12 protein-coding genes and 1 tRNA gene are annotated in these 13,093 nt (G+C 38.4%); 12 read left to right on the forward strand and 1 reads right to left on the reverse strand.

Annotation, left to right across the window (positions count from 1 at the left end):
- The first annotated feature begins 42 nt into the window (after positions 1 to 42).
- The 8 genes from ACK8HY_RS00095 (at position 43) to ACK8HY_RS00130 (ending at position 10,360) form a co-directional block, all read left to right on the forward strand.
- A complete protein-coding gene (locus tag ACK8HY_RS00095; RefSeq protein WP_077435989.1) occupies positions 43 to 492 on the forward strand; it encodes an SRPBCC family protein in 450 nt (149 codons plus the stop codon).
- A gap of 22 nt (positions 493 to 514) precedes the next feature.
- Complete coding sequence (locus ACK8HY_RS00100) at positions 515 to 901, forward strand: glyoxalase (protein WP_077435991.1); 387 nt, start codon at positions 515 to 517, stop codon at positions 899 to 901.
- Between the two features lie 394 nt (positions 902 to 1,295).
- Complete coding sequence (locus ACK8HY_RS00105; RefSeq protein WP_416132301.1) at positions 1,296 to 1,808, forward strand: GNAT family N-acetyltransferase; 513 nt, start codon at positions 1,296 to 1,298, stop codon at positions 1,806 to 1,808.
- A gap of 192 nt (positions 1,809 to 2,000) precedes the next feature.
- The gene (locus ACK8HY_RS00110; protein ID WP_077435995.1) at positions 2,001 to 2,885 is read left to right on the forward strand and encodes an ABC transporter ATP-binding protein; all 885 of its coding nucleotides are present in this window, start codon (positions 2,001 to 2,003) and stop codon (positions 2,883 to 2,885) included.
- Positions 2,878 to 6,522 (forward strand): M1 family aminopeptidase, encoded by a 3,645-nt coding sequence (locus tag ACK8HY_RS00115; protein ID WP_416132302.1) that lies wholly within the window; start codon positions 2,878 to 2,880, stop codon positions 6,520 to 6,522. The genes ACK8HY_RS00110 and ACK8HY_RS00115 overlap by 8 nt, the downstream gene beginning before the upstream one ends.
- 237 nt (positions 6,523 to 6,759) lie before the next feature.
- On the forward strand, positions 6,760 to 8,064 hold the full coding sequence (locus ACK8HY_RS00120) for a hypothetical protein (protein ID WP_416132303.1): 1,305 nt from the start codon (positions 6,760 to 6,762) through the stop codon (positions 8,062 to 8,064).
- Positions 8,065 to 8,172: 108 nt separating this feature from the next.
- Complete coding sequence (locus ACK8HY_RS00125) at positions 8,173 to 9,150, forward strand: hypothetical protein (RefSeq protein WP_416132304.1); 978 nt, start codon at positions 8,173 to 8,175, stop codon at positions 9,148 to 9,150.
- A 409-nt stretch (positions 9,151 to 9,559) separates the two neighbouring features.
- Positions 9,560 to 10,360, forward strand: coding sequence for a hypothetical protein (locus tag ACK8HY_RS00130; protein WP_077436003.1), 801 nt, complete (start codon positions 9,560 to 9,562; stop codon positions 10,358 to 10,360).
- Positions 10,361 to 10,566: 206 nt separating this feature from the next.
- Here ACK8HY_RS00130 and ACK8HY_RS00135 read toward each other — a convergent pair.
- Positions 10,567 to 10,640: transfer RNA gene (locus ACK8HY_RS00135), tRNA-Ile, on the reverse strand.
- A gap of 89 nt (positions 10,641 to 10,729) precedes the next feature.
- Between ACK8HY_RS00135 and ACK8HY_RS00140 the strand changes: the two genes are divergently transcribed.
- The 4 genes from ACK8HY_RS00140 (at position 10,730) to hpf (ending at position 13,005) form a co-directional block, all read left to right on the forward strand.
- Positions 10,730 to 11,362, forward strand: coding sequence for an HAD family hydrolase (locus ACK8HY_RS00140; RefSeq protein WP_416132305.1), 633 nt, complete (start codon positions 10,730 to 10,732; stop codon positions 11,360 to 11,362).
- 89 nt (positions 11,363 to 11,451) lie between these two features.
- A complete protein-coding gene (rpsU, locus tag ACK8HY_RS00145; RefSeq protein WP_046672133.1) occupies positions 11,452 to 11,646 on the forward strand; it encodes a 30S ribosomal protein S21 in 195 nt (64 codons plus the stop codon).
- 103 nt (positions 11,647 to 11,749) lie between these two features.
- Positions 11,750 to 12,631 (forward strand): tyrosine-type recombinase/integrase, encoded by an 882-nt coding sequence (locus tag ACK8HY_RS00150; RefSeq protein ID WP_416132306.1) that lies wholly within the window; start codon positions 11,750 to 11,752, stop codon positions 12,629 to 12,631.
- Positions 12,632 to 12,645: 14 nt separating this feature from the next.
- A complete protein-coding gene (gene hpf / locus ACK8HY_RS00155) occupies positions 12,646 to 13,005 on the forward strand; it encodes a ribosome hibernation-promoting factor, HPF/YfiA family (RefSeq protein WP_077436009.1) in 360 nt (119 codons plus the stop codon).
- The last annotated feature ends 88 nt before the right edge of the window (positions 13,006 to 13,093 follow it).

Consider the following 13,093-nt stretch of genomic DNA (forward strand, 5'->3'; position numbering starts at 1 on the left):
AAATATAGTATTATCTATTTACATTATAAACAATCAATCAAGATGAAAACAAATTCAGTTTCTTTACATCGGGTTATTCAGGCAAGTCCTGAAAAAGTCTTCCGCGCTTTCGCAGATCCTGTAGCGCATGCTACCTGGCTACCTCCTTATGGTTTTGTCTGTACCGTACAGCAGATGGATTTTAAGGTAGGCGGTCAATTCAAGATGACGTTTATCAATTTCGGTACAGGTAATGGACATTCTTTTGGTGGCGAGTATCTCGAAATTACGAACAATGAATTTATCAAGTATGTCGACCGCTTTGATGATCCCAACTTACCCGGAGAGATGACGACGACGGTTTCCTTACGTGCAGTCAGCTGCGGTACCGAACTTAAAATTGAACAAACAGGCATTCCTGAGGTTATTCCTGCAGAAATGTGTTACCTGGGATGGCAGGAATCTCTGGAAAAAATGAAAAAACTTGTGGAGCCTGTCATACCAGACGCATAGTTTAATTCAATTTGTTTGGGATATGGAAGGGTTAAGAAGTGGAGTTTTTATCACATTTTCGGGAAATTGTAGAAAGGCACTTACGTTTTATCAGTCATGTTTTGGGGGAAGTTTGGAGTTTGATATACTGGATAAAAAGATAAATGGATATGCAGAGCTACCTATTGTAAGTGCTTCACTTATTTCCCCAAATGTGGTTATCTATGGTTCGGATCTGGTACACGATGATGGGCGAAAAATTGGCAATTATCTTTCGGTATTTTTGTCTTGTACAAATGTGATTGATCGTGGTGAGCTTGTTTCCAAATTGACATCTGGACGACATGCTGTACAAGGAAACAACGAGACGGACCCGCTGATAGAGGTGACCGATATATTCGATGTAAGGTGGATATTGGGCATACAATAACGTTTTTACACTTATTTTTTGTCTAGTTGGGACAAAATCAGTGGCGACCAATGGTCTGCCGATCAATCCGAATGTATATGTTACCGATCCCGTATTCAAATCCGTGGGCGATAAGCTAGCTCTATACGGGATTCATGTAGAATATGTTGATTTCCAGATTAGCAGAAGTTTTGGTGGCTCATTCCGTTGTAGCACGCAACCGTTAGTAAGGCGATCTTAAATGAATGATTTTAATCCAGATCCATTACAGTAGGAAGCGAATTATTATTGTCTCACCATTTCTGGTACCATGTGCGAGCTTTGATCTGTACCCTTAATTACTTTCTGATGAAGTGTAACTTCGTGTGTGCTTCGGGCACACTTTAATCAGTGGTAATTTAGTTTAGTAACGCGCATGGAACTACAGATAACGAATAGCAGCCTTAACGACATCGAAACAATTTTTAAATTTTATAAGCTTGCAACAGATTTTCAAAAAGCGAAGTCCATGGTTTCCTGGCCTGAGTTTAATCGAAAGCTTATCGAACAGGAGCTGGAGGAGAATAGGCAATGGAAAATGATTGCGGATCAGGATATCGCCTGTGTCTGGGCGACAACATTCGATGACCCTGATATTTGGGAGGAGAGAAATGACGATCCGGCAGTTTACATCCATCGCATCGCAACGAATCCTAATTTTAGAGGCAAGAATCTTGTTAGCAATATTGTGAATTGGTCGATTGAATATGCGATTGCAAATAATAAGAAGTTTGTTCGATTGGATACAGTAGGTGAGAATAGAGGATTGATTGATCACTACACGAAATGTGGTTTTGATTTTTTTGGCTTAAAGAAGCTTCGTAATACAGCAGGCTTACCGGCACATTATGACAATGCTACCGTAAGTTTGTTTGAGATAAAACTTTGAGCGCTTTAATCAAGCCAATTTGTTTATATCGTTTTTTCGAGATGTGGAAGCCGTGTAATCAATAACTGTTTTTTTGTTGATATTGCCCTGAAAAATAGGTAGATCTGCCTGTTTTTTGCGAAATTTTGTTATATTGTTGTAACAAATTGTCGTTTGGGTATACTAACGAATTATTAACAGTTAAACTTATTTATGAATTTATCAATTGAAAGTCTCAGTAAAACCTATCCGAATGGTGTAAAAGCCCTTGACGAAGTAAATCTTGAAATAAAACCGGGTATGTTTGGTCTTCTAGGGCCAAATGGCGCGGGAAAATCCTCCTTGATGCGAACCATAGCAACACTTCAGAAGCCTGATCATGGCCGCATTACTTTTGGGGATATCGATGTCCTTGGTAAGCAGATGGAGCTGCGTAAAGTTTTAGGCTATTTGCCACAGGAATTCGGCGTTTATCCGAACCTTTCAGCGACAGATTTATTACAGTATTTCGCAAAACTCAAGGGGATTAAGACAGGAGCTGACCGGCAGGCCATTATCAAGCGTGTTCTTGAAGTAACCAACCTTTGGGATGTACGCAACAAAAGTGTTAGTGGCTATTCAGGCGGGATGAAGCAACGCTTTGGCATAGCCCAACTATTGCTTAACGATCCTAAACTAATTATTGTTGATGAACCTACGGCCGGATTGGATCCAGCCGAAAGACATCGTTTTTTAAATGTACTACGGGAGATCGGAACCAATCATACCGTAATTTTTTCGACACATATTGTGGATGATGTCCGCGAATTATGTCATGAACTGGCTATCCTCAATGGCGGTAAAATATTATTGCGTGGCACACCAAAAGAGACTATAGAAAAATTGGAAGGCAAGATCTGGGTACGTATCATTAGCCGTGATCAATTGGATCAGTATACACAAACGTATAATGTTATTTCCACCAACTACAATCAGGACAACACACTCAACATCCGGGTTTATAGTGATGTACGACCAGATGAATCCTTTGTCAATGCACAGGGCCAACTGGAAGACGTTTATTTTGTCGCACTAAAAAATGACCAGCGCCATGTTTAGTCCGATTTTTAATTTTGAATTTACGCGCTGGTTTAAGAGTGTCGCCGTCTATATTTATATGGCTTTATTCTTTGTCCTGTCGTTATTCATCATGTTGTCCTCACTGGGGATATTTGATGGCGTTACGGCAACGACTTCGTCCAATACGGTCAGAAATTCGCCCTGGGCCATTAATGAGATGATAAACGGGATGTCTTCGATTATCTATTTCTTAATTCCTTCGATTGTGGGTGCCAGTGTTTATCGGGATTTTCAATATAATGTACATACCATTCTCTTTAGTTATCCTTTTACCAAAACTGACTATCTGCTGGGTAAGTTTTTCGGATCGATCGCAGTGGTACTCGTTATCGTACTGGCGTCGACCTTGGGTATTGTTGTTGCACAGTTTGTCCCAGGGATTAATCCAGATTTGTTGGGGCCGGTACATGTTTTAGCTTATTTCCAGACCTATCTCATTCAGGTCATCCCCAACCTGATTATCCTTAGTGCTATTATTTTTGTGTTGGTCACTTTTACGCGTAATGTATATGTCGGTTTTGTTGCGGTACTGGTACTTATTATTCTACAGGTGCTTGTCCAAAATCTGACCACAAATGCTGATCAGCGTTATCTTGGGGCATTGATCGATCCCTTTGGTGATAGTGCTATTTCTTATTACACCCAGTACTGGTCGCCTGAAGAAAAGAATACAAATAATCTTCCTTTTCTAGGAGCGATTATTTATAATCGTCTGATATGGCTCGCAGTAGCGGCATTATTTATTGGTGGATTTTACCTTTTATTTTCTTTCTCCCAGGAGTCCATTTCAGTCAAAACAGGTAAGAGGGGGAAAAGATTGACAAAAAATAACTTCGATAGTGTTTTTCGGCTTAACCTACCTATAGTTAGCTACGACTTTTCGTTTGTTCATTATTTGAAAACGACCTGGACATTGGCGCGATATGACTATCGGTATATTGTTAAAAATCCGGTCTTTTTGATTTTAACGCTTGTCGGTGTTTTGTTTATTATATTAATGGCCAGTACAATCGGTGCAATTTTTGGTACGTCGACTTATCCGGTTACCTGGAAGATGCTGATGATACCGGGAACGACCTTTAAATTCTTTTTGTTGATCCTGACTTTTCTTTTTACAGGTTTACTGGTCCATCGTGGTACGATTACACGCATGGGTGGTTTATTGGATGCAACACCCGTCCCAAATTGGACGCTTATGGGGTCCAAAATAATCGCAATTATCTTAATGCAATTAACCTTGCTTACGGTGGTCATGCTCACCTGTATGGCATTTCAGGTTTACCATCGTTACTATAATTTCGAAATAGGGCAGTACGTTATGCATCTCATGCTATATGGTATGTTGGGAAATATCGTATGGCTATTTGTATCCATTTTTGTGCATACGCTCTTTAAGAATTATCTGGCCGGTTTTTTTATTCTGCTAACCCTGTTTATCGGATTGCCATTTTTATCCTTGGTAGGCGTGGAGCAGACGATTTATCAATTTAACCAGGGGCCAGATCTCGAGTATTCAGATATGGATGGTTTTGGCTATATCATACCTTTTTTAACCTATCGGGTATATTGGCTGTTGTTCGCGGTGTTTTTTCTTACGGTAGCTCTCTTGTTATGGCGTAGAGGCGGCTTCTCCGGAACGAAGGAACGCTGGGCAATATTAAAGACAAACTCAAGTCCGACGAGTATAACTGTGCTTCTGGTCAGTTTTCTTGGTTTTGTGGGCATTGGTGCGGGTATATATTATGAAAACCATATTAAAAACCCTTATTACACCAGTCTTGATCATGAAAAACAGTCTGTGGAATGGGAGAAGAAGTATAAAAAATACGAGCTTCGGCCCCAACCACGTGTTGTTGATATCAAGTTCAATATGGATATCTATCCTTCCACACGCAGCTTTAAAGCTCAGGCATCTTATATATTGAAGAATAAAACTGCAGTTGCCATAGATTCCATATTTGTCAATTATAATGATTACGACTATACCTTTTCTTTCAATGTTCCCCATAAGCTAATCTCGGCTGATGATATTTACAATTTCAATATCTATAAGTTGGCCAAACCGATGGCTCCAGGGGATTCCATTATCTTAAATTTCAGTACACTTAGTCCGGCTAACACTTGGGTGAACGAGAAATCACCCGTTAAAGGCAATGGAACTTTTATTAACAATATGCTGTTTCCGAATATCGGCTACCTGGATCGGGGGGAGCTGGTGGATAATGATATCCGAAAAAAATATGGCTTGCCCCATCGGGACCGTATGGCTCCACCCAGTGATTCCAATGCGCGAAAGGATAATTACATTTCCAATGATGCAGACTGGATCCGCTTTGAGGCCACTGTGAGCACGGATCCAGACCAGCTGGCCATTGCGCCGGGATATCTGACCAAACAATGGGAGAAAGATGGGCGGAAATACTATCAGTATAAAATGGATGCTGCTATATTGAATTTCTTCGCTTTTAACTCCGCTCGATATGAAATTAAAAAGGACAAATGGAATGGAGTCAACTTAGAGATATATTACCACAAAGGACATACCTACAATCTGGACCGGATGATGGCTTCGAGTAAGGCTTCGTTAGCCTATTATACTAGCGAGTATAGTCCTTATCAACATCGACAGTTGCGTATTGTTGAATTTCCCCGAACAGCCGGAACTTTTGCACAATCCTTTGCCAATACTATTCCATTTTCTGAGGCTATAGGTTTTATTGCCGATGTGGACGAAAAAAAAGATGACGCGGTGGATTATCCCTATGCTGTCACTGCGCATGAAATAGCGCACCAGTGGTGGGCACATCAGGTGGTAGGCGCCAATACGCAGGGAGCTACATTGATGTCAGAAAGTATGTCTGAATATTCCTCTTTGAAAGTACTGGAAAAGCGTTATGGAAAAGGGCAGATGCGCAAGTTTCTCAAAGATGCGCTGGATGAGTATTTAAAAGGAAGAGGGGCAGAGTCATTTGGTGAAAGGCCATTGATGTACAATGAAAATCAGACATACATACATTATCAGAAAGGTTCATTGGTTTTGTACGCACTGAGCGATTATCTGGGAGAAGCGGTTTTCAACCATACGGCGAAAACATATTTGAAAAATACCGCTTTCCAAAATCCACCTTATACAACATCCGTGGAGTTTGTGGATGCATTTCGTAGTGCCACGCCAGATTCATTGCGTTATCTGATCAAAGATATGTTTGAAACGATTACCTTATATAATAATAGGGTGGAGCAGGTGCGTACTAAAAAACTGAATAATGGAAAATACCAGGTCGATATCCAATTTGAAGTCGCCAAATATCGTGTAGATGCCAATGGGAAAAAGAGCTATCATGATCAGGGGGGACAACCGATAGTGTTTAAAAAATCCGACCGGGTGACATTGAAATCTCTACCCCTTAGGGATTATATCGAGGTGGGAGTTTTTTCCAAGTCAACAGATAAGAAAAACGGGAAACCGCAGGAGCTTTATCTGAAGAAACATCGTATTGACCAGATTAATAATAAGCTGACGCTGATCGTCGATCGGCAGCCCATTCAGGTCGGTATCGACCCATACAACAAACTGATTGACATAGACTCGGATGATAATAGAAAAGATATTTAGTGCGGCCAGGGCAATGAAAGCATAGCAATACGAAGGTCCTTTTTTCTGGTTGAATAGCTTACATATCTTGATTTGTGAGCTATTCAACCTTTTTTTGTACTCCTGCTAAGTATTATGGTCTCGCTCATTGTATTGACGAATTGTAAAATAATCATAACAGATTGTAAACGTGTTCTGAGGATATGGATAATAAGAGGTTTATTTGTTTAAAGCTGTCCAACAGTGAAATATAATCAAATGGCTAAAAATATATATCGCATACTTGTCCTGGTAATTATCACTTCACTTCTATTTACTGTGGATTCGATTGTCGAGGCAGTTTTCCAATTTAAGTACAACAAATTGTTTGAGGTAAATGAAGCACTTGTGCCAATGCATGAGCTGTATGGGGAGGAACGTATCCAAGCGGACAAAAATTTTCTGTATGGTATTGTTTGCTTTATTTCGTTGCTATTGTTTTTATTTTTATGGTCTCAAGAAAAACTAATCACTGTAAAACGAGTTGATTCGACTCCATTTAAATCTATTTTATTCAAGATTTTCTCGATCAGGCTTTTGGTCTTTTTTTTAATATTTGCCTCATTGATGATGAGTTTGGTAGTCTTTGAAACCGTATTCACTACATATATTACTTCAAGTAGCCTCTTGGCAGGCGGAGCAATATTATTCATTCTCAATGTGATGATCTTTTTACCATATTTAGCCTGTATTGGTATTTACGATGGACTTAGGTTGCATACATTTATCAAATTTAGTGGCGGTATGAGTGCTTTACTTGTCATTTGTATGGCAATCGGTATCGGTCAATATGCGGCAGGTGGAATTGCGGCGCTCTTATCTTCATTTGGATTTGCAAAAGCGATGAAGACCGAATATGAGGGTATAGCAGCATTTTTTGAGCTAAGCGGAAAGCCCCTTGGTGAGCAGCTAGGAAATCCGGCTCCCGAATATTATCCGGATACGCCGATAGGTAGGGGATCGGATATGGGCTCCCTTACTCCCAAAAATAGTATCGTAACGGATAAAATCGTTTTCTATGCACCGAAGGAAAAGTCAACTATGATTTTGTTTGCTTTGGGGTTTGTAGGTGTTCTAATTTCCTTTATTGGTCTTCAGCTGGTTGATTTTAATCGTTTTGAACTGGCCCCTATTTTCTTTTTACTTTTTGGTGGTATTGCTTTTTTGTTTGCAGTGCGTATTTTTATAAATAGAAGGAAAGCAGTATTGCTTGAGATTGATCAAGATGGCTTTCGCTGTATCGATATGGATCTGTCATACGCCGAATCTACGGGTAATGCATTGGATGTAATTTATAGGTTATATATTTTTCCCAGATACAAACGGTTTCTGTTGTCGGAGGTAAGAAGATTTGAAATAGAATACGATACAGCTATCGGTCCGGTGCTTCTTTTTTTTCCGGTTCATTTTAAAAAGAGGATGATGGTGTTTTATTTTGATCAACACTATACGGTCGAGGTTATCTACAATCTATTGGAAGAAAAGAGAAGGGCCAAGACGGTCTATGGAGCATTCAATAGTTGAATGTTTTATTTTGCTGGCTGCGGTCTTTATCGGGGTGTTTGGGCATGTACTTAGGATAATATAATCCGGTAGCATCTATTTTATGCAAATGTTTGGAAAGATGAAAATATGAGAAATAAGAAAATCTATCTTTTGATCATTGCAATTGTTATTGCGGCCGCAATTGCGTTTTCTATGGGATATCGGATTCCGGAATGGTCTAAACACCGGGATTGGATTTTTATGCCCCAAAATAATGATTCATTTTTTGAAATCGAAAAAACGGGCATGGAAGCGGATAGGGTGTTTCAGGTGGACAATTCAAAAAATGATATTCTATTAGTAAAAATTGATGATGTTATTCAAGCGACTTTAGCCACTGAAAAAGGCAGGAAGATAAGGGAAATTGCCAAAACAAAGGATTTTTATATCGATTCACTGAATCAGCGATTTATCTTTTCTAAAGAGATTTTTAAAAACGATACACTCTTTAAAAAGCAATTGATAGGTATCCGTTTTTCTGATTATCATAAAGAGGAAGACCTGGTTCCAGCGGATTTTATCCTGGAGGAGACACAGTCGGAATTTTTGAAAAGGAAAAATTATCCTCAAACGAGCAATCCGACTGATGAAGAAAAAGAAAGGCTAGATGCTGCCTATATAAAAGAAAAAACAAAGGAGATCGATTTTTACCGCACACTTTATCCTGTAACCAAAATATGGGCCGGAAATGAGACGGAAACAGAATTCTATACCGATGCAAAAGGAAAATTATATACTGTCGGAAAGACAAGGGTAGGTTATAATGAAAGTATAAGGCCTAAAATTATTGAGTATGGCGTTCGACCTTATGAAATGGCGGCGAAACCAACCATAGAAAGCAATTTCATCCATTCGCATTACCTCAATATTTCTTTCAGACAACATGAGATCGAATACTTTCGTGTTAAATTTGGAGACAGGTATTTCAACTTTAGGTACAAGAATAAGACAGATGCTTTTCCTTCGCCCTTGTATTTTCCTAAAAACAACAAGGATACTCTTTTGTGTAGCATAAACCGGCAACTCTACTGGGTTTATCCCAAAGCGAATAAACTAAAAAAATGATTTTTGCTTTTGTGCTCCCACCTGGGCTCGAACCAGGGAGCAAAAGATTATGAGTTTTTTTATCGGTACCACATTACTAGATGCTAGAATGTTGGTTCTGTCTTGCAAAAGCAAATCATTAAAATATTTTTCAATTATCAAATATGGTCATGTTACAAAGTTTATGGTGAATGAGATTGAATTTAATAGCTAGATACAAAAAGGTTATTGTTAATTTAATAATCATGCCTTAACAGTAGTAATCTAGATTCGCTAGCCGTTTTATGAAAGGAGGAATACGGGTATTAAAAATCACATGAGCATGTGATAGAAGCCACAATTGATTTTTCTAATTTCGTTGAGATTGTTGTAGCTCATATTTTAGAAGATAGAAATGACTTTTATTTATTGATAAATAATTGAAAATGCAATGAATATAGGAATTATTAGTGGTTTTTTTTTGCTGATTGTCTTAAGCGGTTGCAGAAAATATAATGAAGTTGTTGTTGGTCAGTATGGTAAAAAGGTACTTTCTGAAATCAACAGTAAAACAAGTAGTTCGGAAAGTAAGATTATGTTAACCTATGATAGGAATGATAGACTGGTCGGTTATACAACTACAGTCACTTTGCCGGAAAATACTTCTAAATCCCTTGTTACAATTAAATATAATGATGATAATTTTATTTCAGAAATAAATAGTAATGAGGTCTATAAATTGAAGTTTTATTATGAAAGCCCGGGTGTGATTGAACATACCGAAGAATTTGACCACAAAGGGCGTGTTGTGGTTACGCACTCTTATCATTATGATATGAAAGGATTTTTGAAAGAGATTATAGACCGTCTACATTTGGGAGACAATGAGGGAACTTTTATTAAAAACTCTTATAATTATGATCAAAACGGAAATCTTACAGTGGTCATGGCTGCTATTTTGCATCCGGGCTCGAAGAACTTTGTACCATGGCGTGAGACTTATTATAAAGAATACGACAATAAAATTAATATTTTGCCCTTGTCCATGAACCATCCATATATTGTGTTCAATAACCTTCCACGTCACAATTCGAGAAAAATTACAAGTATAGACACTAAAACTGGCGCAATACTATCTATTTTTAAGAATGAATATGTTTACGATGACTATGGTTATCCGCTATCATTGATACAACGCGGATATTTTGGGTCAAGTGAGTTGGTAACAAAAACAACGTACAAGTATAAATAACATTATATCGGGATCTCGATGTAAGAATATATTTAGGAGACTTGGTAGCTATTATGATAAACAAATAGCAATGTGAAATTTTCTGGCTATTATGGCTGGCAGGATATAAATAAAAAATCAAGTGGATAAAAATACTTTTCATCAATGAAAACTGATGCGTAGAAACAAAAAAATCGCTTTCTTGTTCAGATAAGCGATTTTTTTTGTGCTCCCACCTGGGCTCGAACCAGGGACCAAAAGATTATGAGTCTTCTACTCTAACCGACTGAGCTATAGGAGCAGGTCGTTTGTATTGTCAATTTTAGTTTTGTTAATACTGTTTTGACGATGCAATTATCGATATTTGCATCGGTATTTCAAAATAATTCGATGGAAAAAATTAAAAATATTGTTCTTGATTATGGGAATGTAATCTTCATGATCGACTTTATAAAGTTGAAAGGTGCTTTTACTCAGTTAGGTATAGCGAATGTTGACGAAGTTTTTGGGCATCATGGTCAAAGTGCGCTTTTTGATGATTTTGATAAGGGAAAAATTGATGCTAGGCAATTTCGGGATGGAATTCGGGAAATCACTAAAAACCATGCCTTGACCGATACGCAGATTGATACGGCCTGGAACAGTTTGCTGATCGGGGTTCCTGAAGGGTACCATGAGTTATTATTGTCATTGAAAGATAAGTATCGCACTTTTTTGTTGAGTAATAATAATGCGATCCATTATGCTTATTGTATGAAAGCTATTCAAGAAAAATATGCTGTTGCTGACAATTCGGGATTTTTTGAAAAAACCTATTATTCGCATTTGGTTGGCATGCGTAAGCCTGACGCGGAGATTTTCGAACTGCTGATGGCGGAGCAGCAGTTGAAGCCAGAGGAGACGTTGTTTGTTGACGATAGTCCCCAGCATTTGGCTACCGCAAAACAATTGGGCTGGCATACAGCGCTGTGTACCAAGGAAAAACCATTGCAATTGATACTGGAGGAGTTCGGATTACTATAAAAATTATTTTTCTTTTCATATTCGTGGAAATATTGTACCTTTGTCCCACTTTAAATTTTAAAAGCGACGAAAGGAGGTATATACAACGCATGATTATCGTAAATGTAAAAGAAGGAGAATCTTTAGATAGAGCATTGAAACGTTTCAAGAAGAAATTCGAGAAAACTGGTGTTTTAAGAGAGCTGCGTTCACGTCAAGCTTATGAAAAGAGATCTGTAACTCGTCGCATTCAAGTGAAAAAAGCGATTTACAAACAATCTTTGAATCAAGATGTGGCTAACTAATTGATTCGTTGAGAATTTAAAAATATAAAGGGAAAAGCATTGCTTTTCCCTTTTTTTTGTGCTTTTAAGTTTGTAATTTAAGGATAGTATAGCGAGGGAATTTATGTTGGAAAAGGAATTTATCCGGTATTTGCAGATTGAAAAGAGATATTCAGAACATACGGTTATTGCGTATCGGCATGAACTGGAAATGTTTCAATCCTTTTTGACCGTAGAAGGCTTGGCGGTACCGGATGTTGTTTATCGGGATCTACGCCATTACTTTGCTCAGATGATGGAATCAGGTAAAAATGCAAGTTCGGTCAATCGAAGCATGTCTTCGTTGCGTACCTATTTTAAATTTCTACAACGTGAAGGATGTCTTGATAAGAATCCGATGGCACTGATTAAGGCGTTGAAAACTGCGAAAAAGCTACCTGTTGTTGTGGAGAAGGAAAAATTGGTTCAGTTGCTGGATCATCTGGGACAAGAGCAAGAAGGCTTTGAATCCTGTCGGAATTACCTGGTGATGGAATTGCTTTTTGGGACAGGTATTCGCTTGGCTGAATTGTTGAAAATTAAGGAGCAGGATATTGATTTTTTTAATAAAAATATTCTTATATTAGGTAAAAGGAGCAAGGAACGCCTTGTTCCGATAAATGATCTTTTGGTAAAAGAATTGAAAAACTATTTGCAACAAAAAGCGGCGCAATTTGTTGATACTAATAACAGCTTACTGATTGTTACAAAAGAGGGTAAACCAGCTTATGCCAAGCTTATCTATGATATTGTGCATCGGCATCTGACCCTGATTTCCACACAAGGTAAGCGCAGTCCTCATATTCTGAGGCATACATACGCCACCGCTCTATTGGATAATGGTGCGGATTTAAATGCAATTAAAGAACTGTTGGGACATGCCGGGCTTGCCGCAACGCAAGTGTACACGCATAACTCAGCAGAACGATTGAAGTCTATTTATAAACAAGCTCATCCAAAAGCTTAAAAAAAGGAGGAAAAATGAACATTACTGTGCAATCCATTCGATTTAATGCAGATCAAAAGCTTATCGAATTCATTAAAAAGAAAACGGGAAAATTAGAGCAGTTTTTGGATTCAATCATCGGTGGTGAATGCTACCTGCGATTGGAAAATGTCGATGACGAGGCAAATAAGATTTCAGAAATCAAACTGAATATTCCGGGGAGCCAGCTTTTCGCAAAAGGGCAGGCGAAGAGTTTTGAGGAGGCGACGGATATCGCGGTGGAGTCCTTGCGTAGACAGATTAACAAACATAAAACAAAGACAAAAAATACAATCGTTAGCAACCGCAAAGAAGTACTTGCTGTAGAGGAAGAAGAAGAGGAAGAATACGATTAAGATATAATATATACATTGTAACGGAGGAGGTCAATCTAAATTGACCTCCTTTTTTTTGAAGGTGTCTTGCCGTATGAATTGCTATAGA

The organism is Sphingobacterium sp. NGMCC 1.201703 (assembly GCF_047784615.1).
Taxonomy (GTDB): Bacteria; Bacteroidota; Bacteroidia; order Sphingobacteriales; family Sphingobacteriaceae; genus Sphingobacterium.

What these genes read in the sequence shown, in the direction of transcription:
- ACK8HY_RS00140 (WP_416132305.1), top strand. Translation starts at nt 10,730, where the DNA reads ATGGAAAAAATTAAAAATATTGTTCTTGATTATGGGAATGTAATCTTC.
- ACK8HY_RS00150 (WP_416132306.1), top strand. Translation starts at nt 11,750, where the DNA reads ATGTTGGAAAAGGAATTTATCCGGTATTTGCAGATTGAAAAGAGATAT.
- ACK8HY_RS00125 (WP_416132304.1), top strand. Translation starts at nt 8,173, where the DNA reads ATGAGAAATAAGAAAATCTATCTTTTGATCATTGCAATTGTTATTGCG.
- ACK8HY_RS00105 (WP_416132301.1), top strand. Translation starts at nt 1,296, where the DNA reads ATGGAACTACAGATAACGAATAGCAGCCTTAACGACATCGAAACAATT.
- ACK8HY_RS00120 (WP_416132303.1), top strand. Translation starts at nt 6,760, where the DNA reads ATGGCTAAAAATATATATCGCATACTTGTCCTGGTAATTATCACTTCA.
- ACK8HY_RS00095 (WP_077435989.1), top strand. Translation starts at nt 43, where the DNA reads ATGAAAACAAATTCAGTTTCTTTACATCGGGTTATTCAGGCAAGTCCT.
- rpsU (WP_046672133.1), top strand. Translation starts at nt 11,452, where the DNA reads ATGATTATCGTAAATGTAAAAGAAGGAGAATCTTTAGATAGAGCATTG.
- ACK8HY_RS00130 (WP_077436003.1), top strand. Translation starts at nt 9,560, where the DNA reads ATGAATATAGGAATTATTAGTGGTTTTTTTTTGCTGATTGTCTTAAGC.
- ACK8HY_RS00115 (WP_416132302.1), top strand. Translation starts at nt 2,878, where the DNA reads ATGTTTAGTCCGATTTTTAATTTTGAATTTACGCGCTGGTTTAAGAGT.
- ACK8HY_RS00100 (WP_077435991.1), top strand. Translation starts at nt 515, where the DNA reads ATGGAAGGGTTAAGAAGTGGAGTTTTTATCACATTTTCGGGAAATTGT.
- ACK8HY_RS00110 (WP_077435995.1), top strand. Translation starts at nt 2,001, where the DNA reads ATGAATTTATCAATTGAAAGTCTCAGTAAAACCTATCCGAATGGTGTA.
- hpf (WP_077436009.1), top strand. Translation starts at nt 12,646, where the DNA reads ATGAACATTACTGTGCAATCCATTCGATTTAATGCAGATCAAAAGCTT.